Origin of the sequence: Petralouisia muris (genome assembly GCF_004793545.1) — a bacterium.
GTDB classification, from domain to species: domain Bacteria; phylum Bacillota; class Clostridia; order Lachnospirales; family Lachnospiraceae; genus Petralouisia; species Petralouisia muris.
On sequence record NZ_SRYA01000020.1, the window covers coordinates 23,702 to 48,421 of the forward strand.

Here is a 24,720-nt window from a genome sequence, read left to right on the forward strand (position 1 = left end):
ACTACACTTGAATATTTACAATTTTCTCCGCCAGCATACAGGCGCATCCATAAATAAGCAACGCAGCTGTCATAATTCCGATTCCCAGCCAGTTTCCATAAAGGGGCTCTAAAAATTCCGGCGAAGTAATTCCCACGTAAGCCAAAATGCCAAAGGGCACAAGGTTCATAATATTCATTTCCATCCGCTTTGCCGCGATCACCACCCCGATTTCCCGCTTAATCTCTGCCTTCTGCCGTATTTTATCTGCTGAGTTCTGAAAAATTTTCAAAAAATCCCCGCCGCTGCGCTTTGCAAACCCAAATACCTGAGAAAAACTGCTGATTTCCTCTATCCCGCACCGCGTTGCCAAATCCTCCAGCAAAGCCTCCAGAGGTACATTTAATTTCACCTGATAATTAATGTGTGCAAATTCCTGTGCCATGATCCCCTTCTCTCCATAAAGCCTTACAAACTCCTCTCTGGCATGCACAAACGCATTTTCCATGGCATATCCTGCCTTTAACGCTGTCACTGCCATTTGAAGGATTTCTTTAAACTGAAACAGGATTTCTCCCTTTCGCTTCTGCAGAAGACGCCGTTTTAAAGTTTTCCTGACAGGAAAGTACAAAACCACTGAAACTGCCATCCCAGCGCTGTTATGATAAAACAGCCAGGAAATGGCCCCGGCAAGCCCTATCGTAATGCCAAGACAAAGGAATCTTTCCTTCCAGTCCAATTCGTAAACCTTATAATTCCTCACAAACGCCCTCCATTCCTGCTCGGTATAATTTCCCTCTGTGAATCAACTCACCCTTTTTCATCCAGCTTCCGGTAATCCGGCCATTCTGTTCCCCCATTTCTTCAAATTCATACAGAGGGTTCAGGCGAATTTCATCCTTTTCAATTCCTGCCACCTCCATAATAGCCAGCATCCGCCTGCTTCTGTCCCTGAGCCGTCCTAAATGCACCAGGATATCCACGCCAGCAGCAATTTGTGACCGAATTGCCAACAAAGGCAGTTCCATTCCCATCAATACCATAGTTTCCATTCGGCTCAGCATATCCTGACAGCTATTGGCATGTCCGGTACTGAGGGAGCCATCATGCCCTGTATTCATAGCCTGAAGCATATCAAGACATTCCGCTCCCCGGATTTCCCCTACAATGATCCGATCCGGCCGCATCCGGAGGGCAGTTCGAATCAGATCCCTAATAGTAATTGCCAAAGTTCCTTCTGCACCTCCATTTCTGGTTTCCAAACGAACCAGATTTTCAATTCCCTGCAGCTGTAATTCTGCCGAATCTTCAATTGTTATTACACGTTCTGATTTCGGAATAAATTCAGAAAGGGCATTTAGAAATGTTGTTTTTCCTGATCCGGTTCCCCCGGAAATAAAAATGTTATAACCGGCTTTCACCAGTTTATCCAAGAATTCTGCACACTCCCTGCTGATGGAACCTCCAGCAATCATCTGTTCCATTAAAACAGGGTGTTTGGGAAACCTGCGGATAGACACTGCAGGCCCCTCCAGCGCTATAGGCGGCAATACCACATTTACCCTGGAACCATCCTCCAGTCTGGTATCTGCAATGGGTTCTGCCTCATTCACCATCCGGTTGTGATTCCCCACAATTTGCTGAATAATATCCTCTAGCTTTTCTCTGGAGGAAAAGCATTTATCCCAGCAGAGAATCTCTCCTTTTTTCTCATAAAAAATATGGTTTGCGCCATTTACCATAATCTCTGTCACATCATCTTCATTTAAAAGTTCCTGTAATACATCCAGCTTCCGCAGAGAATGAAATACCTGCATGCGAAGCTCTTTGCGCCAGTTCAGAGGAATTACCCTTTCCTTTGCAGATCTGCAGATTTCCTCATCAATAACTGCCAAAATTTCTTCTTCTGCATGTTCTCTGGTCATATCCAGCTGTTCCAATACATGTTTTCTAATCTGTTCCACCCTGTACCCCCGCAATTTGTCTGGCATAGTCTCCCAGTTCTCCCCAAATCCACTGCTGCATCTTATTTTCCCGGCAGATACACGGATTCATATCCGGCAGCTGCAAATGTGCCACTTTCTGTTCTAACCGGAGATTTTCCTGCCTTGCCACAATCTGCTTAAAATGGTTCCATGCATTTTTCTGCAGTTCTCCCGTTTCTGAGGGAATATAGACTTTACTGCAGAATTCCAGCAAACCGAAGAAACCGGAAACCATCATACCCAAATCAAGAATAATGACTTCATAACCGCTTTTCTCAGCCAAAAGTTTTACAAACTCCAGATAATCCTGACTGGACACTTCTCCCAGGCACTGGCTGTCGTTGGCTGGAGGGATATAATCAAAGTTCTCCATAGAATACACGGCGCTGCCCACACAATCGACAATATTTCCTTCTCCTGTCAGACACAAATACATGACATCCAGTAAATCTCTTGAATAATTCTCCTGAAGCCATTCTGCAAATCCGGCGCACTCTTTGAAATTCACATAAAGCACCTTCTCCCTTTGCCCTAACGCCTGTGCAAGAGTTAATGCAAAGGGTGTCTGCCATATACTATGTTCCGGAGAATAGACGCCGAGAACTTCCCGGCTCAGTATGGCCGGTTCCTGCTGATTGCCTAACTTCTGGTAGTGGTAAAAGATCTCTCTTACTATTCTGGAGGCCGGCTGATATTTCCCAATCACAGGAAAATTTTCTGCCAAATCTGAGTTTTCTTGTCTGACGGAGGAATCTTTCAGATAAATCCAGAGTATTTTTTGCGTATTCTTTGCCTGGCTCTTCTTCAGATCTTTCTCCGCTGCCATTCCCTTTTTCTGTATGGTATCTTTCTGTGTTTCGTTTTCCTCCAGCGCTTTCTCCATCTGGGCTGCAATTGCAGGCTCCTCCCAGAATCCATTGCCCAGAAGAACGATGTCTACGGTTCCCTTCTTCTGAAATTCCAGAAAACTCTCCAGAGTGGAAAAACTGCTGCCAAATGCCCGCCCGCCTTTTTCCAGGGAAATCCATTCTCCCAGTTTTTGTCCATATGTTTTGTCTGTATCACAGACAGCAATTGAAATTTTCCTCAATAAGCCACCTCCAAAGCTATGATAAACCCTATTAATATTGCAATTGAAAAATGAATGATATGTTGTTTTCCCTGACTCTTCGGATATTGGGATAATCGTGCATTTACGATAACCTGATGGATATAATCCCCAAATATACATAGACGTGAAACCAGATTATGATGATACAGCATTTTACAGAAAGAGATTCCTGCTGCCGCCAGAAAAGATATCATTATTGTTACAGTAAGGATTTCTAAATTCCAGATACCACCAATTACGGAAAACAGTTTGATGTCACCCGCCCCAAGGGCACGTATAAGAAATAACAGATAACATAAGATTACCGGTATAGAAACGTTTCTAAGAAATACGCCGGCTCCTTTCCATCCTGCATCTGCAAACTGGAAAAAAAGTCCTGCTGCTAATCCGCATAAAATCAGCCGGTTACTGATTTTACCGCGTCGTATGTCCATCACCGCTGCTGAAATTAGTAGCAGAAGGCTGAACATAAATTTCACTTCCCCAATTCATCACCTCTCTTTTCTTAACCATTTGCCTGCTGGCAAGTGATTTCTTAGGATTATAAAACATGTTCCTTCTCTTGTAAAGTAGGTTAAGGAAATTTTTTCAATTTTGTAACTATTTTACAATAAATGATAGAACAAAATTCCATAAATCAGCGCAAACCCGCTGATACCAAGGGTTGCGATTGTCAAAACAGTCACAGGATTGATTCCGGCCGCCACCGTAACGCCCTGGCTTTTAAGGATTTCATTTACCACGCAGATTCCCACTGCTCCCACAAATCCCCGCAGCACAAAAGTAGTCAGAGCTTCTGACTTCTGTTTCATGGCTCCAATAAAAAGTATCAGCACACAAAGAACTGCAATGGCGATGGCTCCATAATATTTCTCCATAATCCACTCCCGTAATCAGTATAATCTTTAATATAAATATATACTTTCTGGAAAAATTTATGACTTTTTTGTATAAAACTGGAATTGGCTGCTTATACTTTAAGAAAGAAAACGGTATGTATTACTCCGGCAGATAAATACCGCAGCATCTTACTTGCCCAAATCTCCATCTGCTACGATATTTAACCGCCGGAGTAATACCATCTGCAAATCATCACACCGCAGAAAAATCGTTACAAAAAGGAAAGGGATGCATATGTTTCTAATTTCTAAAAAGCAAACCGCCCATGCGACTGCCTACTCTTCACTTTTAGATGACCTGGAAAAAGCCCAGTATGATTTGGCGCTTGCCTATAACCGTTTTGAAAATGCCATGGACCCGGACTTAATTGACTGCTGCATTTATCAGGTCAAAGCCCTGCAAATGCGTTATAAATTCCTGCTTACGAAAGCGAAGCAGTTCGATGAAGAGGATTCTTATGCCAAGAATCCCCTTGAACTGTCAGAACCCTGAAGGGTTTCTGTCAGGCTGCCTTTTTGGTAAGTCATGCCTGCAACCACCTGCTGCGTATGCTGCATCAGAGGTTCTGAAGTATCCTGTTTTGCCGCTTCCACAAAACCTTCATAGAGATTCTTCAGAACCTTCTGTGCGTCCTGAATATTCTGCAAAGTATTTTTACATACTGCCATTGCCAGAAGCTGATTCACAAACTGGTACAGAGGATATAATTCACCAGAAACAGCATAAGTAAAATCCAGATCATCCATCAACCTGCGCACCACCTGCTCCGCTTTTCCCACGGCATTCTTAAATTCCTCATATTCCCCTGCTTCTTTGGCATTCTCAGCATCCTCAAGGTAAGCAAATAGAATGTCATATAAAATCACAATCATTTCCCCCCGGTTGCAGCAACTCAACCGGCGGGTAAATTCCTGCTTTTTTTCCTGTGTCATAGGTTATCCCCCTACTGCAGCAGCTGCAATACCTGCTGAGGAAGATCATTTGCCTGTGCAAGTACGGAGGTAGCTGCCTGCGTCAATACATTGTATTTGGTATATTCTGTCATTTCCTCTGCCATATCCACATCTTCAATCCTGGACAGCGCCTGTGTCATGTTAAGCTCTGTTCCGTCCAGACTGCTGACCGCATAATCCAGACGATTCTGATATGCGCCGATACTGGAACGAACCTCACTTACCTTTGCAATAGCCCCGTCAAAGCTGGTAATGGCTCTGTCTGCGCCTGTAACGGTACATACATTCACTTTATCAATATAAAGTGTCTGGGAAGAAACCTCCGGAATCCGTACGTCCACTGTCTGATTCTCATTTGCCCCAATCTGAAGGGTCATAGTTCCGATATTGGTAACCTCCATATTCACTTCTGAACCTGGTGTAATCTGTCCGGGAATAACCTCAAACTTCATCTCAAATCCATTGCGATCCGAAATTGTCACATAATTGCCCTCTGCAAGGATCGTAGCCTGAGAGCCAAATCCCACACGTTCCTGCGGATTTGTGTTTGTGAGCGCAAATTCCACTTTCACATCCTCTCCATGGGGCACATTCGGATTATCCTGCGGAATCCCAAGAAAGTTTGCAAGATCTGGGTCATCACATTTCAAATCCAGCTCTGCAGCGCTTCCATATTCATCTGATACAAAAATCAGAAATCCTCCGTTTGTAACATCCGTAGGCACATATCCGGCATCCTCCGGTTTTCCAACCATTGTAGCGGGCGGCGTAGCTGTCGGCGGATTCTGCTGAGCAGAAACCAGCAGGTTCACTTCCCCTCGCTCAGCCCCCTCCCGCAGCTTCGTATATACTTCTTCAAAAGTATCACCCTGGGAAATTTCAACCTCAACCCCATTAATTGTAACCACGCCATCTGCCGGAGCTGTAGCTGTCGGCGCAATATTTACATTTCCTGCTACTACTGCATGAGTCGCATCGCTGGTAACTGTAATGCCGTAATCATCCGCTGTAACAGAGTCAGAAATATCCATCCTGCTGATTCCCCGGTTATCCGTAAATACCCGTTGATCCAACGTACCATCTAATAAATGCTTGGTATTAAATTCGGTGTCCTTGGAAATACGGTCAATCTCATCCCGCAAAGATGAAATCTCTGCCTGAATTGCCTCTAAATCATCCGGCGTATTTGTCTCATTTGCCGCCTGTACAGACAACTCCCTCATTCTTTGAAGCATTGCATGAACCTCTGTTAAAGCGCCGTCTGCAGTATCCAATACGGAAACTCCGTCAGAAGCATTTCTGGAAGCCTGCGCCAATCCTTTAATCTGCGCTTTCATCTTAGTTGAGATTGCCATTCCTGCCGCATCATCGGAAGCCCGGTTAATTCTATATCCGGTGGACAGCCGTTCAATGGAGCTGGATAAGCTTTTATCGGATGCTAATAATCTTTTGTTGGCAATAAGTGCTGACATGTTGTGGTTAATTTTCATTTTCTATCTCTCCTGTTCTCTTAAATCCTGCCATTTTTCCCAATCAACTGCAAAATCCGTTTTGCCCGTATCCTGGAGAAAACTTATGGCTGCATGTTCTGTCCTGTCTGCTTTACCTCTTCTAAAAAGGCTCTGGCAACGCCGTACAACGTCCTTGTCTGCACCTGCTGCTCTTCTGCCGTCTGTTCTGAATCTCCCATTCCCTTTTCTTTGGAAAAAATATTGGAAAAATCCAGATGTTCACTGCAAATCATATTCATATCCCATGTCTGTCCCTCATCCTGGCTGACACGCTCCCGAAGGTTAGCTTCATGGTTTCTTAATTCTTCAATGGTTTCCGGAGAATCGGATACCAGATAACCCTTGATGGAGTCCTTCTGCACCTGGAAGCTGGCAGATACTTTTCCCAATTTAGGGGTCTCAAAACAAATATCAACTCTGCCCCGCTCTCTCTTGCCCCGAACAATCTTAAGCTGAACATTCGTCAACTCATCTGCCACCAATACAGGAACTGCATAATTCTCTTCTTTTGCCATCCGGGCGCCCAATTCAATCTGCTGCTGCATAATTTTCATATTCCGGATATCCAGGCTTCCCACATCCTCTGACTCTATCATGGTTTTCATGACATTCTCCGCCAGATCTGCCAGCTTTTCCTGGGCTTCAGCCATTTCTTCTGGCGTCTTTACTGCTTCGCCGAACTCTTTAATAATCTCTTCTTTTACTTCTTCAAAATTAACTTCCTTATCCAGATTCCTGGGATCGAACAAGGTCTTAAAGATTCCGTTACGATTGTGAAGCATCTGGCTGGCTGCCATAATATTATAAGCAGTTACCGGCATATCGCGGCCGCTCAGCATTTGCAGTACCTGCGCCTCTGCTTCTTTGGCTCCGGCAAACTCTCGCAACTGTTCCTTGTAGTATGCCCGTTCCGCCTCTTCATCTGCCGGCGCTTCTCTCAATTGCCATAACAGTTCTTCTGGAGTCATCTCTTCCCAGGTCTTACCTGCGCCGCCGGCCTCAGCCTGCTGCAGTCCTTCCGGCGTGACCATATCAAAAGCTTCTTTGGCGCAATCAGTCTGATAAGCCGCTTCTATCTGCTGGGAAATGCTAAGCTCCTGGCTTTGAATTACATCCGCTTCCCCAAAATTATCATCTACGGATACATTAATCCCCGGATTCCGGTTGGTCCGTACCGCACTTAAAAGATTCTTCATCGTCAAATCTGCGCCCTGATGCACCAATGCTCCAACCACCGCTCCGTCTGTCTTATCAATCTGATTCAGCAGACGGTAAATGCCTATATAACTATCCCGCTGCTCAGAAGTAATCTGCTGATTTTGTTCCAGCTTCCACAAATATTTGCTGAATTTCTCTTCGCTGGCATCCTCCATGCGGTTTTTAATTTCCTGCGCTTTGCTGTTTAATTGTTCCACATCCAGTTCCAGAGGATTCACCCCTTCCCGTATCATCTCCATTACCACAGAAGGAGAAAGGTTCTGGAACATATTCTGTACTTTCTGATCAGCCGCTTTGATCTCTGCAATGGATTCTGGATTAATTTCCATCTGGTTATAGGCCAGAATCCGCACCGCCCGCTGATTGGCCTCTGTGGTTTCCAGTCCTAAATCCTTTAATATATCATCTACATTCCGGAATGCTTTCTGTATGGAATCGCCCATATCTTTTCTGGGCTCCGTCCGAAGTGTCTCATAGGCCTCTCCTGCCCGTTCCATCTTTGCCTGCTCTGACATTCCTGTTTCGTGCATAGCAGGAATGCCGTCTTCATTGGTTCGTATATTTCCCAATATAGAAGCCGGAGCCTGAGCCAGTTCCCTGGTCTTTTCCATAGTCTGGGCAAAAACTTCTGTATTTTCCGCAGTAGCTGGAATACCGTTTTGGGACAGCAGACTTTTATAATACTGATCCTCTAAGGATTTTAATTGTTCTACCAATTCCTCCAGAGGCTTTGTCTCAATGGATATCCCCTGTTTCAACAATGCATAATTAGCCTGGGCTGTCATCATCAGCCTTGTTTCCTCCAGCTGTCTCTTTGCTGTCAAAAATTCCATATCCTCCCTGGCATAATCAGGAACATCCTGAGGATTGGAAAAAGGCTGTCCGCTGTCCTTTCCCTGCTGCTTTTCTGTATTCTGAGCTGCCTGTAAATTCTCTATTGTAAGAGGAAGACCCTCCTGAACCACGCTCCATACCTGTGCCTCGGTAGCCTGGCTGACTGTCTGAGCGGCCTGTCTTGCCCTCTCACTGTCACTGTAGCCTTCTAAAACCACAGCATCCATGGGGCGGCCTCCCTCTGCAACTGCCTCCATCATGGCTCCAGCAAGCTGGTCTGGCTTAGGCGGAAGCTGCAAATTCTTCAAATCCATGGCATACTTCAGATTTTCTTCTGTAAGTGGAATCTGATGATCCAGCATCCATTGGCTGCAGCCAATGGTCTCCTCATTCACGGAAAGACCTGACCTGGAAATTATCTGCTCCACCTGCGCCCTCAGATTATCATCCACGAAAACGTCTGCCGCAGCGGCACCGGCCGTACCGTAACTGGTGCTGTACTGGGCTTTATAAAGATTCTCTACGGTAGGAGGAAGATCATGCTCCAACAGATATTTCACTGCTTCATCTGTGCAATTGACAAGATCGGCCGCCTGCTGCACCGTTTCCATGCAATCAGAAATATTTTCTTCAGTAGCCGGCAAATCCGCTTGCCGGAGCACTGCCTCTAATTGGCTTGCCAGACCCGGGCTTCCGGCTAACGCTTCCAGCTGCTCCTGGCTTAATTCATCCCCAAAGACACTGATATCCACGCCTGCTTTTGCCAGTTCCATTTTAATTTTATCAATTTCTGTCACAATGGTCTCAATCTCTGTGCCATTTACAGAGAATCCATCTTCTCCCATTTTCTCACAGTCTTTTTCCGACATCGTATTGGATACAACTTCCATCTTCTGCTGCATCAGTTCTGTCTGGGCATTTTCCGCATCCTGCTGTATCTTCTCGATCTGGGATTCTGCCGGACATACCGGAACTTCCACCCTGGTCTGCTGCACCGATGTTACTCTGCCAGTATCCTTCTCTACCTGCTCTGTAGTTGTTTCCTGGGTGGTTACCGTAACGTTCCCCTTAATTTCCACATTATTATTTGTTCTGGTAATTTCTGCCAGATTACTGTTATCTATTCTTATATTCATATCCGTGCCCCATTTTTTCTGTGCCTGATTTTTGATAATAACTATTTCGGATAAAAAACAAAGAAACTTTAGTAATTTTTCACTTGTAATCAGAGGACATTTGTATTAAAATAAGGTTCAAAGCTACCATTTGATTTAGGAAGCTGATTTGAACATTCATATTATTAAGGAGGAAATTAATATGGCATACGTTATTAATGACGCTTGTGTAAGCTGTGGAACATGTGAAGGTGAATGTCCAGTAGGAGCAATCTCCGCTGGTGACGGCAAATATGAAATCGCTGCAGATACCTGTATCGACTGCGGAACATGCGCAGGCGCCTGTCCTACAGGCGCTATTGAGCAGGGCTAATTTTTCTCGCTTTGCAGCATAAGGCAGACTACATAAGGAGCTGACATCCTGGTTGAGATGTCAGCTCCTTTTTAGATATGACAGCCGTAAAGATGATTGACAAATCAAATGACAAAGGGAACACTCCCACTACTCAGTGACTGTCAGATTTGGGCTCAGCTTCTTATCCTTTCCAAGTCTCTTTTCGGCTTCTTTCTTCTCTTTTTTCTCTCTGTGGAACCGTTTGCTTTTCCGGGTGGCGCGAATCGCCTCATCCAGTCTGCGGAACCGTTCTTCCTCTGCTTCATCCTGCTCCCGCATCAGATAATTCATCTCTTTTAACACCCGATCTCCTACCTGTACTCCTACCTCCTTTCCCAATGCCGGATTATTTTCTTCCATTGCCTGTTTTACAATGTTAAGCATCATAGACTGAAACTGTTCTAACTTCACCGTATTAGAAATCGGATTATTATGCTTTTCCACCATAGGTTTTGGAACTGTTTCCACATATTCTCGGTTCATCTGAATTACGTTATTCCCTCCTGTCTGCAGTTCTGCTGCCGGCTGACCTCCGTAAAACTCTCCGTTTCCCATGGCCGGCTGGCTGCTATGTATCATCATTCGAATGGCTTTCAGCTGATAACCCTGCTCTTTCCATTCTTTTATCTTTTGAAATTGCGCTATATTTTCTTCTGTGTAATAACGGTGTCCCATTTCGTTGCGGGGAATTGTAAGCTCCAGCTCTTCTTCCCAGTACCGCAATACGTGGGACTCAACATTTACAATGTTTGCCGCGTCCGAAATCATATAGCGTACATTTTCCACATTTTAACCTCCTTTTTGGGATTTGACTTCCGGTAGCCCGGACTGCCTGCTGCATGATTCATATCAATGCCAGCTTGTCCCTTTTTACTAATTCTATTTTAACGATTTCTATGCGCCGTTACAATCTTTTTTCATCGTGAAATAATGACAGCAAAAAACAGATATTCACACATTACGGAAAATATCTGCAAATTTTTACAGAATCTGCGCTGAAACAGAAAAAATATGAAAAATGTCACTTTACAAATTATAAAAAAAGCATATCATTCTTTTCTAAAATAATTTATTAAAGAGGCAGCTATGGCAAATCCATCCGTTAGAAAAATGTTACAAAATCCAAAATTCTCAACTATATTGTTAACAACAAAGCCGCATCAAAAGCTGAGTTGTCCAAAAATCTGAACTTAAGCATGCCGACAGTTCTCACAAATGTAAACGAATTACTGGAAAAAGGCATAATTGCCGAAACCGGAGAATACGCATCCACTGGCGGCCGAAAGGCCAAAAGCATAGAAATCAATCCCATGTACCGCTGCGCTATGGGAATAGTGATTACAGCCAATCATGTGGGAATGGTTCTGGTCAACCTGAAATATAAAATAAAAAAGAGGAACGTGTGCGCCTTAAATTTTCAGAAGATATGTCATATTGCACTGAATTTTCACAAATGGCAGAAAATTTTCTGAAAGACGCCAAATATCAGGAAAAGCTTCTGGGAATTGAAATCTCCATTCTGGGAATTATCCATCAGAAAGAACGGTTTGTAATAAAATCCCATGCTTTGCAGTTGGAAAATTACAGCTTGAATTTTCTGGAGCAATCCTTTTCTATCCGGTTTACTTTGAAAATAACGCAAATGCGGCCATGATGGCCGAAAATTTGCACAAATACAAAAATGCTATTTATCTCTCCCTGAATCATACTTTAGGCGGAGCCTTCTGCATTGATGGAAAATTATTTCCAGGCCTGAACCAGAAGGCAGGAGAATTCGGCCATATGATACTGGTTCCCAAAGGACGGAAATGTTATTGCGGAAAACCGGGCTGTGCAGACGCCTATTGCGCCGCAAGCGTCCTTACAGACGGAGGACAGATCCCTCTGGAGCAGTTCATGGCAAAACTCCGGCAAAATGACCCTGCCGCCAAAAAGAAATGGGAAGATTACCTAGACAGCCTCGCCATATTGATTTCAAATTTACGCATGGCCTATGATATAAATCTGATACTGTGCGGAGAAGCAGGAGGATATCTTTCCGAATATATGATTCCGTTAGGAGAAAAGGTATTATCCTATACTGGATTTGACCGTGACACAAGATATTTGAAAAATTGCACTTACGCAAGAGAAGCCTCAGCCATCGGGGCTGCAAAACATTTTATAAAACTTAAAATAAAAGGAGGAAGCAGGTTATGTTACAGCAGGTAATGACAAATCCAGTAAAAATCATTTTCAGAGAGGTACCGGTTCCAGAGCCAGAAGATCATCAGGTATTGGTTAAAATTATGAATATCGGAATCTGCGGCTCAGACATCCATGTTTATCATGAAAACATCCCCTTACCTCCTACCCTGTCACACAGAGCCACGAGGTGTCCGGAGAAATTACTAAAGTGGGGAAAAACGTTACTGAGTTCCACAAAGGACAAAAAGTAACCATTGATATACCTGTATCAATATCCCCTATGGAACACTTTGCGGAGCAATGACCCAGGATATTGACGAGCGGACAAAAATCAATACCTCACGTTCTGTTGCCGCAATGATTGCAATCGGGATTATCAATATTATAACGGTTCCTCTTGTCAGCAAGCCTGGAAGCCGCAGCGCAAAAGACGGCTATCTTTTTGTGGCAATCATCTATGGATGCATTTTTGCCGCATGCTATTTCTTTTGTTTTGCAAAAACAAAGGAAACTGTAACAACGCCGGAAAAGGAAAAATATCCATTAAAGTACAGTTAAAAGCAGTACTGCAGAACAGGCCTTATCTTCTGGCGCTGGCAGGACAGGTATTATTCGGATTTACTCTTTATGGAAGAAACGCAGATGTATTATACTATTTTGCTTATGTAGAGGGAGACGCTTCCTATTATACAAGGTATTCCATGTGCATCATTGTCCCATCTATCATTGGCGCCGCATGTTTTCAGCCGGTATTTTCCAGACTGAATAACAAAGGCCGAACAGCGTCTGTTTTCGCTTTACTCACGGGAATTGCAATGCTCTGCCTATTCTTCTTTAATGTGAAAGAATCGCCAATTGCATTTTATGCATTATCCGGAGTGACGCAATTTTTCTTTTCTGGATTTAATACTGCAATCTACGCCATTATTCCGGACTGTGTAGAATATGGGGAATGGAAGACAGAATTGAGAAATGATGGTTTTCAATACACCTTTATCTCTCTTGGAAATAAAATCGGAATGGCAATCGGCACCGCCCTTCTTGCCGCTTTACTGGGAAAATTCGGATATGTTGCAAACCAGCCCCAGAACTCTACTGTTCTTAGTATTATGAAGCATTCTTTTACTACTATTCCAGGAATCCTCTGGATTGTAACGGCTGTTGTACTGTACTTTTACCGATTGAATAAAAAGCGTTACAATGAAATTATAGAGGATCTGGAAAGCAGAAAGAATCAAAGTGTACGCTAACGTTTCTCCATATTGGCAAACTTGGTATACTGGGGCAGCCAAACCAGATTAATGGTCCCTATGGGGCCGTTTCTCTGCTTGGCAATTATGATTTCCGCAATATTTTTATCCGGCGTATCCTTGTTATAATAATCGTCACGGTAAATAAACATTACCACATCCGCATCCTGCTCAATAGCCCCTGACTCTCTTAAGTCTGACAGCATGGGTCTGTGATCCGGCCGCTGCTCTACCTGACGGCTCAGCTGGGATAAGGCAATTACCGGAACGTTCAATTCTCTGGCAAGCCCTTTTAAGGAACGGGAAATATCCGAAATTTCCTGCTGCCTGGAATCTGATCTGCCAGAGCCGGACATTAATTGGAGATAGTCGATAATAATTAATTTCAAATCATGCTCCAGTTTGTACTTCCTGCATTTGGAGCGAAGCTCTGAAATGGAAATTCCAGGAGTGTCATCAATAATCAATTTGGAACGCCCGATGGTTCCAGCACCTTCTATCAGCTTCTCCCAGTCAGAATCTGCCAGATTGCCGGAACGGAGAAGCTGAGCGTCTACCCGGGATTCCAACGAGAAGAGACGGTTCACCAACTGCTCTTTGGACATTTCCAGACTGAAAATCGCAGAGCACAGGTTGCTGTGGAACGCCACATACTGGGCAATATTCAATACAAACGCTGTTTTTCCCATGGAGGGCCTTGCCGCAACCAGAATTAAATCCGAGGGCTGAAGCCCTGAAGTGCGGTAATCCAAATCTACAAAACCAGTGGCAATCCCGGTGACATTTCCCTTTGTCTTAGAGGCCTGTTCAATCTTTTCCAGCGCATTAATCACAACCTGCTTGATGGGAACATAATCGCCGCCGCTTTTATTCTGGAGCAAATCAAAAATCTTTTTCTCCGTATCCGCCATAATATCTTCTAAGCTTTCCCTGCCCAGATAACATTGATTGGCAATTTCTTCATTTACCTTAATTAATCGGCGCAGTGTGGCTTTCTCTTTTACAATATTGGCGTAATATTTGATATTGGCGGAGGTAGGCACAGAGGCCACCAGTTCTCCCACAAATTCCAGGCTGCTCACTTCTGCGGGAACATCTTTTTCCCGCAGACGGTTCTGGAGCGTTATCATATCCACCGGCTGTTCCTCATTGTAAAGCTCTACCATGGTTTCAAACAGGACTCCATACTGCTGATGATAAAAATCCTGCCGGATTAAGATTTCAGAAGCCATAATAATTGCTTCCCTGTCCATAATCATTGCGCCGATAACTGACTGCTCTGCTTCCAGATTATTGGGCATAATCCGTTTGATCAGATCTTCCTCCATAAATGCCTCCTGCTATATTCCTAATCCTGCGCCTGCCTTATAGGGACACTACGCTTCTTTCACCTTTACCTTCAAGGTTCCTGTTACTTTCGGGTGCAGTTTAATTCCTATTTCATATACGCCCAGAGCTTTCAGTCCGCCTTCCGGAAGCTGCATTTTCTTCTTGTCCAATTCCATTTGAATCTGCTCTTTTGCCGCCTCTGCGATTTCCTTAGTGGAAACGGAACCGAAGGTTTTTCCACCTTCTCCTGTTTTAATCGTTACCACTACCTCTTTGCCTGCAATCTCTTCTGCCAGAGCCTTTGCCGTATCCAGATTTTCCTGGGCTACCTTTTCTTCATGCTGATTCTTTAATTTCAAATCGTTCATATTCTTCTTGGTTGCCTCAATTCCCAGCTTTTTGGGAAAAAGCAGATTTCTTGCATAACCGTCGCTGACGTTGACTACTTCACCTTTTTTGCCTAATGATTTTACATCTTCTAATAATATTACTTTCATACTTCTATGTCTCCTTCCTCCAGCATCTTATCCAATGTTACCTGAATTCTCCGCTTCGCTTCTGAAACGGTGCAGTCCTTCATCTGGGCGCCTGCCACATTCAGATGACCTCCGCCACCCAGACGCTCCATAATAAGCTGTACGTTAATCTCATCAATGGAACGGGAACTGATATATATTTTCTCATTATATTCGGTTAATACGAAAGACGCCTTGATTCCTACAATATTCAGCAGCTCGTTGGCCGCCTGGGCCCCTGCAATTGTGGGACTTTCCACATCACGATCCGCCGGACAGATGGAAATGGCAAATGCTCCCCGGTACACTTCCGCGTGGCGCACTGCTTCTGCCCTGGCCTTGTAAGCGGCCATGTCGTCCCGCAAAAGCTTGCGGACTCTGGTTACCTCCGCACCGCACCGCCGCAGATAAGCTGCTGCCTCAAAGGTCCTCACGCCTGTTTTCGTCATAAAATTATTGGTATCGATCAAAATTCCTGCATAAATACTGTCTGCCTCATTGGGCTTTAGATGAATATTTTCATTGAAATACTGCAATACTTCCGCCACCATCTCACAAGTGGAAGAAGCGTATGTCTCGATATAAGAAAGCACTGCATTATCTATTACTTCACTGCTCTGTCTATGGTGGTCAAACACCACAATCGTTTTCGTCTTCTTTAACAATTCCGGACATTCGGTATAATTGGGGCGGTTTGTATCCACTACCACCACCACACTCCGGTAATCTGCCATCTCCAATGCCCGTTCACTCCGCACAAACATATCTGCCGGATAGCCCTTTTCCTCTGTAAAGCATTCCTTCATGGGCCGCAGAGAAGATGTTACTTCATCCAGAACAATATGCGCCTTTTTCCCAAGAACCTGGGCTGCACAGTAAATACCTATGGCCGATCCAAAAGCATCCATATCACTGATACTGTGCCCCATAATGAATACTTCTTCCCGGCTCTCTAAAATTTCCCGCAGTGCATGAGCCTTCACCCTTGCTTTTACCCGAGTCATTTTTTCCACTTGTCTGGACTTGCCGCCGAAATAGGAAATCTTTTCTCCTTCTTTTACTACAACCTGATCGCCGCCTCTGCCCAACGCCAGGTCGATTGCCATACGGGCGTATTCGTATTTCTGGTTATAGCTGTTTCCGCTGACGCCAACGCCGATACTTAAGGTAACTGCCATCTCATTTCCTACCTTGACCGTTTTGACATCTTCTAAAATACTGAATTTATCTTCAATCAGCGCCTCCAGGTATTTCTGCTTAAACGCAACAAAATATTTGTCTTTTTCAATCTTTTTAATAATACTGTCCCGATCAGAAAAATATTTGCTTACCTTACGATCCACCAAAGCTACCAGCAGAGAACGTTTTACTTCCTCTACGCTTTCTAAGGCTTCCTCATAATTATCAATATAAATCAGCATTGCTACCAACTGCTGATCACGGATTTCCTGAATACTTTCATGAAGCTCCGTCTCGTCAAAAAGGTAGAGCGCCGTAAGGAACTGATCCTTTTGCTCTAGTTCAATCAAATTCCCTTCTGCCGTTTCCTCATCGAAATAGATCTTCCCCACACTTGCCCGGTAAACCCGATCTTTCCATTCTACCTTAATATGGTCGTTGTGCTCCTCTTTTTCCAGAAGTTCTCTGGTAATAGACGGAAAGATTGTGGCAATAGACTTATGGTATTCCTTATCCTTTTCCGTAATACGGGAAAAGGTTTCATTCATCCACAAAATCTTACTGTTATAATCCAGCAGCGCATATGGTATCTCAAATTCGTTCAGCAGCTTTTTCTGAACGGTGCCGTACTGAGTGGCAAAACTGATTACCTCATTGCGCATAGCAGATTTGTTGGCCAGGAAAATTCCCAGCATAATCAGGAAATACAATGCTGCAAATACAGAGACACAGATTCCGGCAGTCCTGTCAAAATAATATAAGGGGATATTCATCAATACAAGTAAAATAGTCAGCATCAAGGGCCAGTTCATATAGTTCTTTAACGGGCCTCCAGGGTGATTTTTTTTCTTCATTTATCTTCCTACCTTTGTTGTTCTCACTTATATTTCAGGTTTCCATTCCACAAAGGCAGTGCAGGAATTGCTTTCTGTACTGCCTATTGTTTTCGTCCTATTATACCACCTCCTCTTAATTCTTACAATAACCGTTTTCTGTTCCCCGAAAAACCGGTATATTGCAGGATTTTACAGGGTTTTTAATGAGCGGAGAAAAATTTTCACTGCAAAAAGTCTCATTCCCTCTCTGTCTGGAAAGATAAACCATTATCTTTGTGCCGTTTCTATGGTTCAAATCAAATCTTTTCTACAGCATTCACTTCATTGCATTTTACTAAAATTATATAATTTAGGACGCCCCAGAACAAGACGTCCAAAAAGAGATTTTTATATTTCGTTATTATTTCCAGTCTTTTTTCTTTTTAAATTTAAGATCCTTATAGCTCATTTTCCGCTGCCTTCTGCACTCAAGCTTATACTTAATCAAATAAAAATTATCCACAAATTTATATATTCCAAACCCAATTCCAATCAACAGCGCTACAGCCAATACTCCTAATATAATATATTTGACATTAATATTTACTACTACTTTATCTTCTTGAGCCTCTTCCTCTTTTTCCTCTTTTTCTGCTTTCCGGAACTTATATTCAGATACCTTTGCCCCGGTTATTTCAATGTCTGTCCCTCCCACAGACCGTCCGGCATAAGTATACTGAATATTTCCGATTACATCTTTTGAGTTATTAATTTCAACTATTTCCGGCACAGCATCCGTAAATTCCACTGCCTTAGGCAGAACAATACATCCCTCTTTATTTAAACCCACAAAAGATTCTTCATTTTCAAATATCTTATTTTCTTTAATATTCTGAGAGTAATTTTTCTCATTTTCCGCTACATTCCAAAGCTGAAAATTCTCAAAACAATAATCAAAAAGTGTTCTGGTATCCTGATAATGATTCGGCGCCTGTTCTTTCATTACCACACAAATTAAAGTCATACCGTCCTTTTCGGCAAAGGTAGCCAAGGTGCTCCCGGCCACGCTGGTATATCCTGTTTTGCCGCCGATACAATAATCATACAGATATTGAGTATCCCCCTGGTAATTTGTCAGCATCTTATGATGATTAATCAGGTAAGTTTCTTCTTCATGCTTATTAGTAGAAGGAATCGTATGGCGCTTTGTACTGACAATCATACGGAAAATATCATTTTTTAAAGCTTCCTTGGATATCAGCGCCATATCATAAGCGCTTGTCCAATGTTCTTCATCCGGCAGACCATGGGGGTTATTGAAATGCGTATCTTTGCAGCCTAATTCCTTAGCCTTATCATTCATCAATTTAATGAAATCATCATAATCCTTACCAACATGCTCTGCAATCGCGTAGCCGCATTCATTGGCAGACGCCAGCATCAGGCCATACAGGCATTCCTCCATAGTCATAACTTCATCTACGTCTCTGGAGATGCCGGAACCATCTGTCTGATAGACTGCATTTTTCGAAAAAGTCACTTCTTCATCCAAATTACTGTTTTCAACTGCTAATAAACTTGTCATGATCTTTGTAATACTTGCAGGATATGACTGCTGATGAGAATTCTTTTCATATAAAACAGTTCCTGTGGACGCCTCCATAACAATCGCCGATTCTCCTGCAATCTGTGGACCTTCCGGCCAATACTCTTCCGCCTGGACAGTCATAAAATTCATCTGAAAGAGACTTACAGCCCCTAAAACCAGACCTGCCCATTTCTTTCTCTTTTTCATGAAATTTTCTCCTTAAGTTCTCCTGCAGACTGTATGAACTATTCAGAATCGTCAGTCTGCCGCATCTTTGTTTTGATATTTTACAAAATATCACATTTATTTTACAAATCTGTTACAAGTTTCATATAGTATAACATATTGAAAGTTGCGTTGCAACTTCTGGTATGGTATTATAACTTTATTATATCAATTTTCGGAGGTATTTATGAGATTAAGAAATATCCCGGGTTCCAGGGAAGCCATTGCCGAAAGCCATTGGTGCATCCAGGAACCGGAACAGTATAAAGGAAACTGGCAGCAGGTTTTTTGCAGCGGCAATCCCATCCATATTGAAATCGGCATGGGAAAAGGGCAGTTTCTAATGACTCTTGCAAAGCAAAATCCCGGCATAAATTATATCGGCATTGAAAAATATTCCAGCGTCCTCCTTCGGGCTCTTCAGAAAATGGAAGAAGAACCTCTGGAAAATATCCGCTTTATCCGAATGGAGGCAGAGACCATCTGCGATATTTTTCAGGAAAATGAGATAGCGAAAATCTATCTGAACTTTTCCGATCCCTGGCCGAAAGACCGTCATGCAAAACGGAGACTTACTTCCCGGCAGTTTTTTGCCCGCTACAATTCCATTTTAGCAAAAGAAGGTAACGTGGAATTTAAAACGGACAACCGGGAACTTTTTGATTTTTCCCTGGAGGAAGTAAAAGAAGCAGGATGGAAGTTAGACGGAATCACCCGGGATCTGCACCGGGACGAAAGTATGAATGCCGGAAATGTCATGACAGAATACGAAGAGCGTTTTTCATCTATGGGAAATTCTATTTACAAATTGATTGCATCCAGATAAGAGAAAGCGTATAATAAAATTGTTCCAGGTTTTCAGCATGTAAAGGAGTATATTATGAAAAGTACAAAATTAATTGCCCCAGTGATTATTACAGTAATTCTGATGCTGTTTTTGCTTAGTTACTTTTTCTTATGGACGATTTTGCCTGTACCTGCTGTCATAAAAATTGTATTTCTCCTGGCTCTGTTGGCCCTTATGGGCGTTTCAGTGTACAACTTAGTGGAAAGAATTCAAGAGATAAGGAGCGGTGAAGAAGATGATCTTAGTAAATACTGATTATATTACCGGCAAAGAGCTTGAAATGCTCGGCCTGGTAAAAGGAAGCACGATTCAGTCCAAAAATATCGGACGTGACATTACCCAGGGCTTTAAAACCATTGTTGGAGGCGAATTGAAAGCTTACAACGAAATGATGAATGAAGCAAGGGCCCTTGCCACCAAGCGTATGGTGGAAGAAGCAACCGCTTTAAAAGCAGACGCGATTGTGAACATCCGGTATGCTTCTTCTGCGATTATGCAGGGAGCTGCTGAAGTAATTGCTTATGGAACGGCAGTAAGATTTACCAATTAGAAAGCTTCGCCTGTTTTTATATCAGGTCCTTAGAAATAATTCAGGAAACAAAAGCTGCGGGACTGTCCTTCGTTTCATCAAAGGACAATCCCGCAGTTTTTGTGTATCAAGTGCATATATTTGGCAGCAAGCGGCTTTCCCGCCTTTTATAAGAATACAATCTCCTGCTTTCCTGCGTCCACCCGGACACGGGCGCCATAAGGCAGGATCGCTCTGGGCAGTGCATGTCCAACATTCACATTATACAGAATCGGCAAATCTTTATCCCGAAACATTTCCAAATAAACTTTCTTATATTCTTCATAATACTGCTCATCCTGGGGCTTGCCCACAATCATCCCGTTAGCGCCCTCAAATACCCCTGCCCGTTCCAGAGATTGCAGCTCTGTAAACAGCAATTCGGGCGAAGGTTTTTCCTCACAGGTTTCCAAAAAAACAATTTTCCCTTTCCACTCTTCTTTTTTGGGAAAAATATGATATTTCCGGCAAATTTCCCCTTCTTCTTTATATCGTTTGGACTCCAGCATGTCATACATGGATTCCAGGCAGCCGCCGAGTAATTCTCCCTCAAAAACCTGAGTTCCCTGGAGCAGCTCATATCCATGGATTTCCTTATGGGAACTGTGGTCGCTCCCAAGTGCGGCCTTGGAAAAATCTACCCGTTCCTCATACCAAACCCCACTTGGGCGGATCACCTGAAATCCATGGAAACAGCTTAGGGGAATTCTGTACCGCCTGGATAAACTCTGTATCCTCCATCAGATAAGGCAGCAGTCGGAATGTGTCATCCCCGCCGATTGCAGTGATAATCCCCTGAATGGAATCATCCAAAAAAGCCTGTTTCAAATCTTCCGCTCGCTTTTGGGGATGCTTGTCCAGATAATCTTCTCCTTTCAGGGAATTCGGCATAAACACCGGGATAAGCCCGAATCCTTCCATGCGTTTCCTGCCGATTTCCAGGCTGTGGCTGCAGTATTCTTCTCCCATCTTTCCGCTGGAAAGGCTGACAACTGCGATACGGTCTCCGGGTTTTAAATAGTTTGGCTTTATCATTTTGATTCTCCTTTGCCGACTTATTTTGATTCATTGAATTTTACCCTGCCGGAACTGTCTGGCAAATGCAGTAATGCGCTATCTTTCCATATACCTTCTTCTGTAATATTCCATTGTCCGATATTCTAAAATATCCTTCATATGGCATCGCAGTTTATCATCTTCCACCCAGTCTTTTAATTCCTCCCGGATAGCCAGTGCATACCCTTCTTTTTCAATAAAAAATCCTTTCCCGGATGCTTTCAGAAACTTAACAGGCATGGTTTTGGCTTTGCTCAAATGCTGCTTATCTGTCATATTCCGAAATTCTTCCAAAGAAATGCCCGGAGAGAAGTCCTTCCAGTTCGTTCCTGAATAAAAGAACTCTTTCCAACTTTCCAACACTTCTTTATCTGTAACCTGCAGCCGGAGATTTCCATGATTATAAAAACTGTACAATACCGGCATTTTATAAACTTTCTGCATATCTGTCGTCTCCATCAGGGCAATAAATTCCCTGCAGATCCCGGAATAAAGATTCTCCTCTTCAGGCGAAAGTTCCTGCAAATCGTGCAGAAAATCCAGATATCTGCGGAAGGGATTTTCTTTCGCATGTTTCATACAGTACTGGTAAATATCATCTTCCATATAAGTAAACAATTCCATTCTGGAGGGAGTTTTTCCATTCAGCAGATCTTTCACACGATAGTATTCCTGTACAATCCGTTCCTTCACAGACAAGGTCTTCTTCTCCAACTCCTGAAACAGATCAATCAGGCGCATGTCAAAATCTACAATACAGTCATCCGGATACTCCATATCATGACAGCCGGAAAGGCTTTTTCCCTCCAATGACTGTTCTCCGCTCAGCAACAGAGGAGCCTTTCCTGCTTTCTGATAATTTCCAATAAAATCAAGGACATTCAGATATTTCTTTCCTTTCCAGGTACGAAGTCCCCTGCCCAACTGCTGCAAAAATACAACGGGGGATTCCGTAGGCCGCAAAAACATTACCATATCCAAAGAGGCGATATCCAATCCTTCATTGAACATGTCCACAGAAAAAATTACTTTAATTTCCTGATTTTTCAAACGGCTGATCGCCGCATCCCTGTCCTGTGAAAATTCACCGTTAGCATTGCTGTATACTGCCGCAGACGGAATTTTTCTTTTGCAGAATTCTCTTGCCATATCTTCCGCATGCTGTCTGGAACAGCAGAAACCCAAAGCCCGTCTGGAAGGATATTTCCGGTAATATTTATAAATCAAATCATATCTGTTAAAATTATTCTTATAAATTTCTGTCAGCTCCCGCTCATCGTAACGTCCCTTTACCAGATGCAGGCCGGAATAATCTGTCTCATCAAAAATTCCATAATAATGAAAAGGAACGAGAATTCCTTTATTGATTGCTTCCTTCAGGGAAATTTCATAGGGCACCTGGTAATCACAGATTTCATAAATATCTTTTCCGTCCATCCGCTCCGGCGTAGCTGTAAGCCCAAGCATAAACTGAGGTTTAAAATAATCTATAATCTTCCTGTACTGTTTATTGACGGCATGGTGAAATTCGTCAATCACAATATAATTAAAATACTCTGCCGGAAAATACTCCTCCTGAAGATACTCCGCTCTTCCCAGTGTTGCAACAGAAGCAAAAATAACAGATTTACCGGTATCCTTCTGCTTTCCGTGGAAAAAGCCGTAATCCTCAGAATTTCTGACATTCTGAAAAGAAACCGCCGCCTGTTTAAGAATTTCCTCTCGGTGGGCAACAAACAGTACTCTTTGATATTTCGCAGAATCAAAAGCCGCAAGATAGCTCTTACCAACACCTGTAGCCGCCTGAACCAATCCTTTCACCGCCCCTTCCGCCCTGCTTTCCTCTAAAGCATACAGTGCTTCAATTTGTGCGCCCCTGGGCTGAAAGAAAGGTTTGACGTTACGGCCTGATTCATCATCCGTTTCCTTCTGACTGTCATATCTTTCCAAATCCCTGGCCACCGCCGGCTTGTGCCAATTCTTGGAATACCGCTTTAATTCCTCATGATCTATGACAATGGAATGATGATAGAATAAATCTTCAAAGGTCTGGTAAAACAACTGAAAATTCCTTTCATCACATTGATTGGTAAAACGATAATTCCATTCGATTCCCGATGTCAGCGCGCTTCTTGAAACATTGGATGAACCGATATAGATTTCACTGAAAGATCCTTTATGAAACATATAGGCTTTGGGATGAAACGAACGGTTTTTATCATTGTAAAAGCGCAGATCCACGCGGTCACCCAATTCTTTTTTCAATAAATACAAGGCGGAAGGCTGAGTAATTCCAAGATAATTTCCAGTCAAAATTCTCACTCTGGCCCCACTGTCCAACGCAATCCGCAAATCATTCAAAATCATACGCACACCAGATTCCATCAGAAAAGAAACAATGATATCAATTTTTTCTGCGCCCCTAAAACTCATTCTGAGCTGATAATACAAAAATTTGTCCGGATTGCTTCCGCCGGTAATCACATCCACAGGCTGTATCTGCAAAAGCTTCGGTTCTTCCGTTCCCATCTGATCTTCCGGAACAATTATTTTTTCCTCAAAATTAGATTGAGCCATTTCTCATTCCCTCGCCCAGTCCTTACATCCGAAGTAATCCACTGTTTTTCCCGTTGCAAATCTTTTATATCTGTCAGAAACTCCGTAAAACTGTTTTCCGTCATATCGGTAAAATACCGGCCGTTCCGCTCTCCCTCAAAAGTTCCGTATTTAAAGGAAACGTACAGAATTCCCTGCTTTTTCAGAGCTTTTATCATTTTTAGAAATACAGATTTTAACTCAGCAGAGGGAACATGCAAAACAGAAGCACAGGCCCAGATTCCGTCATAGCATTCCGTTTTATCTAACTCCTGAAACAATTTTTGTTTTACCTGAATCCCTGAATACTGGCTGGCAATGCTGCAGAGTTCTTTTGAACCGTCTATTGCTTCCACCTGAAAGCCCTTTTCCAGAAAATATTTTGCATCACGTCCTGCCCCACAGCCAAAATCGAGAATATGCGCTCCTTTGGGCAATCTATCTGCAAATAAACCCTGAACGCTTCTTAAATCTGAATCGATCGTTCCCGCAGCAAATTCCCTTGCATTTTTATTATAATATTCTATGGTTTTGTCTGTATTGGTCACCCGAATCCCCTATCTCAC

25 protein-coding genes and 2 pseudogenes are annotated in these 24,720 nt (G+C 43.1%); 10 read left to right on the top strand and 17 right to left on the bottom strand.

All coding sequences use genetic code 11. From position 1 onward, the window contains the following. Position 1: 1 nt before the first annotated feature. The 5 genes from E5329_RS11455 to E5329_RS11475 form a co-directional block, all read right to left on the bottom strand. The gene (locus E5329_RS11455; protein WP_135989674.1) at positions 2-742 is read right to left on the bottom strand and encodes a type II secretion system F family protein; all 741 of its coding nucleotides are present in this window, start codon (positions 740-742) and stop codon (positions 2-4) included. Next, positions 729-1,970 (bottom strand): CpaF family protein, encoded by a 1,242-nt coding sequence (locus E5329_RS11460; protein ID WP_135989675.1) that lies wholly within the window; start codon positions 1,968-1,970, stop codon positions 729-731. The genes E5329_RS11455 and E5329_RS11460 overlap by 14 nt, the downstream gene beginning before the upstream one ends. Beyond that, complete coding sequence (locus E5329_RS11465; RefSeq protein ID WP_135989676.1) at positions 1,930-3,054, bottom strand: P-loop NTPase family protein; 1,125 nt, start codon at positions 3,052-3,054, stop codon at positions 1,930-1,932. Before E5329_RS11465 ends, E5329_RS11460 begins: the two co-directional genes overlap by 41 nt. Beyond that, a complete protein-coding gene (locus E5329_RS11470) occupies positions 3,051-3,545 on the bottom strand; it encodes an A24 family peptidase (RefSeq protein WP_135989677.1) in 495 nt (164 codons plus the stop codon). The genes E5329_RS11465 and E5329_RS11470 overlap by 4 nt, the downstream gene beginning before the upstream one ends. A gap of 135 nt (positions 3,546-3,680) precedes the next feature. Next, entirely contained in the window at positions 3,681-3,953 is a 273-nt protein-coding gene (locus E5329_RS11475) for a pro-sigmaK processing inhibitor BofA family protein (RefSeq protein ID WP_135989678.1), read from the bottom strand. A gap of 256 nt (positions 3,954-4,209) precedes the next feature. Here E5329_RS11475 and E5329_RS11480 point away from each other — a divergent pair, with 256 nt between their 5' ends. Then, a complete protein-coding gene (locus E5329_RS11480; protein WP_330572115.1) occupies positions 4,210-4,467 on the top strand; it encodes a YaaL family protein in 258 nt (85 codons plus the stop codon). Here the strand turns inward: E5329_RS11480 and E5329_RS11485 are convergent. The 3 genes from E5329_RS11485 to E5329_RS11495 all read right to left on the bottom strand — a co-directional run bounded on the left by E5329_RS11485 (position 4,431) and on the right by E5329_RS11495 (position 9,627). Next, on the bottom strand, positions 4,431-4,907 hold the full coding sequence (locus tag E5329_RS11485) for a flagellar export chaperone FliS (RefSeq protein ID WP_135989680.1): 477 nt from the start codon (positions 4,905-4,907) through the stop codon (positions 4,431-4,433). The two genes, E5329_RS11480 and E5329_RS11485, sit on opposite strands and share 37 nt — an antisense overlap. 11 nt (positions 4,908-4,918) lie before the next feature. Then, positions 4,919-6,418: a flagellin N-terminal helical domain-containing protein gene (locus tag E5329_RS11490; protein ID WP_135989681.1), complete on the bottom strand. Its 1,500-nt coding sequence runs from the start codon at positions 6,416-6,418 to the stop codon at positions 4,919-4,921. A gap of 83 nt (positions 6,419-6,501) precedes the next feature. Further along, entirely contained in the window at positions 6,502-9,627 is a 3,126-nt protein-coding gene (locus tag E5329_RS11495; protein ID WP_135989682.1) for a DUF6240 domain-containing protein, read from the bottom strand. A gap of 181 nt (positions 9,628-9,808) precedes the next feature. On the opposite strand from E5329_RS11495, the gene E5329_RS11500 reads away from it, so the two are divergent. Then, positions 9,809-9,979: a DUF362 domain-containing protein gene (locus E5329_RS11500; RefSeq protein WP_135989683.1), complete on the top strand. Its 171-nt coding sequence runs from the start codon at positions 9,809-9,811 to the stop codon at positions 9,977-9,979. A gap of 129 nt (positions 9,980-10,108) precedes the next feature. On the opposite strand, the gene E5329_RS11505 is transcribed toward E5329_RS11500, so the two are convergent. Continuing rightward, a complete protein-coding gene (locus E5329_RS11505) occupies positions 10,109-10,786 on the bottom strand; it encodes a MerR family transcriptional regulator (RefSeq protein ID WP_135989684.1) in 678 nt (225 codons plus the stop codon). Between the two features lie 410 nt (positions 10,787-11,196). Between E5329_RS11505 and E5329_RS30635 the strand changes: the two genes are divergently transcribed. The 5 genes and pseudogenes from E5329_RS30635 (at position 11,197) to E5329_RS11520 (ending at position 13,437) form a co-directional block, all read left to right on the top strand. Then, positions 11,197-11,472: a hypothetical protein gene (locus E5329_RS30635; RefSeq protein WP_275443214.1), complete on the top strand. Its 276-nt coding sequence runs from the start codon at positions 11,197-11,199 to the stop codon at positions 11,470-11,472. Continuing rightward, entirely contained in the window at positions 11,454-11,654 is a 201-nt protein-coding gene (locus tag E5329_RS30640) for a hypothetical protein (RefSeq protein WP_275443208.1), read from the top strand. The genes E5329_RS30635 and E5329_RS30640 overlap by 19 nt, the downstream gene beginning before the upstream one ends. Further along, positions 11,651-12,211 (top strand): ROK family protein, encoded by a 561-nt coding sequence (locus E5329_RS30645; RefSeq protein WP_275443209.1) that lies wholly within the window; start codon positions 11,651-11,653, stop codon positions 12,209-12,211. The genes E5329_RS30640 and E5329_RS30645 overlap by 4 nt, the downstream gene beginning before the upstream one ends. Continuing rightward, positions 12,196-12,446: pseudogene (locus E5329_RS11515) on the top strand (alcohol dehydrogenase catalytic domain-containing protein); the annotation flags it as partial. The gene E5329_RS30645 and the pseudogene E5329_RS11515, both read left to right, overlap by 16 nt. A 41-nt stretch (positions 12,447-12,487) precedes the next feature. After that, positions 12,488-13,437, top strand: a pseudogene (locus E5329_RS11520) (MFS transporter). Here E5329_RS11520 and dnaB read toward each other — a convergent pair. The 4 genes from dnaB to E5329_RS11540 all read right to left on the bottom strand — a co-directional run bounded on the left by dnaB (position 13,434) and on the right by E5329_RS11540 (position 19,070). Beyond that, positions 13,434-14,765 (bottom strand): replicative DNA helicase, encoded by a 1,332-nt coding sequence (gene dnaB, locus E5329_RS11525; protein ID WP_135989685.1) that lies wholly within the window; start codon positions 14,763-14,765, stop codon positions 13,434-13,436. The pseudogene E5329_RS11520 and the gene dnaB sit on opposite strands and share 4 nt — an antisense overlap. Positions 14,766-14,813: 48 nt before the next feature. After that, on the bottom strand, positions 14,814-15,263 hold the full coding sequence (gene rplI / locus E5329_RS11530) for a 50S ribosomal protein L9 (protein WP_135989686.1): 450 nt from the start codon (positions 15,261-15,263) through the stop codon (positions 14,814-14,816). After that, positions 15,260-17,314 (bottom strand): DHH family phosphoesterase, encoded by a 2,055-nt coding sequence (locus E5329_RS11535; protein WP_135989687.1) that lies wholly within the window; start codon positions 17,312-17,314, stop codon positions 15,260-15,262. Before E5329_RS11535 ends, rplI begins: the two co-directional genes overlap by 4 nt. A gap of 382 nt (positions 17,315-17,696) precedes the next feature. After that, the gene (locus E5329_RS11540) at positions 17,697-19,070 is read right to left on the bottom strand and encodes a D-alanyl-D-alanine carboxypeptidase family protein (RefSeq protein WP_135989688.1); all 1,374 of its coding nucleotides are present in this window, start codon (positions 19,068-19,070) and stop codon (positions 17,697-17,699) included. Positions 19,071-19,275: 205 nt separating this feature from the next. Between E5329_RS11540 and trmB the strand changes: the two genes are divergently transcribed. From trmB to E5329_RS11555, 3 genes are read left to right on the top strand one after another with little or no spacing between them, the layout of a single operon-like run. Then, the gene (gene trmB / locus E5329_RS11545; protein ID WP_135989689.1) at positions 19,276-19,914 is read left to right on the top strand and encodes a tRNA (guanosine(46)-N7)-methyltransferase TrmB; all 639 of its coding nucleotides are present in this window, start codon (positions 19,276-19,278) and stop codon (positions 19,912-19,914) included. Between the two features lie 54 nt (positions 19,915-19,968). Beyond that, positions 19,969-20,190, top strand: coding sequence for a DUF4175 domain-containing protein (locus E5329_RS11550; protein ID WP_135989690.1), 222 nt, complete (start codon positions 19,969-19,971; stop codon positions 20,188-20,190). Continuing rightward, the gene (locus E5329_RS11555; RefSeq protein WP_135989691.1) at positions 20,171-20,485 is read left to right on the top strand and encodes a YbjQ family protein; all 315 of its coding nucleotides are present in this window, start codon (positions 20,171-20,173) and stop codon (positions 20,483-20,485) included. Before E5329_RS11550 ends, E5329_RS11555 begins: the two co-directional genes overlap by 20 nt. Positions 20,486-20,631: 146 nt before the next feature. Here E5329_RS11555 and E5329_RS31700 read toward each other — a convergent pair whose 3' ends face one another. From E5329_RS31700 to E5329_RS11570, 4 genes are all read right to left on the bottom strand, one after another. Continuing rightward, a complete protein-coding gene (locus tag E5329_RS31700; RefSeq protein WP_330572118.1) occupies positions 20,632-21,180 on the bottom strand; it encodes a S66 peptidase family protein in 549 nt (182 codons plus the stop codon). Next, positions 21,152-21,538 carry an LD-carboxypeptidase gene (locus E5329_RS31705; RefSeq protein WP_330572119.1) on the bottom strand — a complete coding sequence of 129 codons (387 nt, stop codon included), beginning with the start codon at positions 21,536-21,538 and terminating at the stop codon, positions 21,152-21,154. Before E5329_RS31705 ends, E5329_RS31700 begins: the two co-directional genes overlap by 29 nt. Before the next feature lie 78 nt (positions 21,539-21,616). Beyond that, positions 21,617-24,136, bottom strand: a complete 2,520-nt coding sequence (locus E5329_RS11565; RefSeq protein ID WP_135989692.1) for a DEAD/DEAH box helicase family protein — start codon at positions 24,134-24,136, stop codon at positions 21,617-21,619. After that, positions 24,106-24,702: a class I SAM-dependent methyltransferase gene (locus E5329_RS11570; RefSeq protein WP_135989693.1), complete on the bottom strand. Its 597-nt coding sequence runs from the start codon at positions 24,700-24,702 to the stop codon at positions 24,106-24,108. The genes E5329_RS11565 and E5329_RS11570 overlap by 31 nt, the downstream gene beginning before the upstream one ends. Between the last annotated feature and the right edge of the window lie 18 nt (positions 24,703-24,720).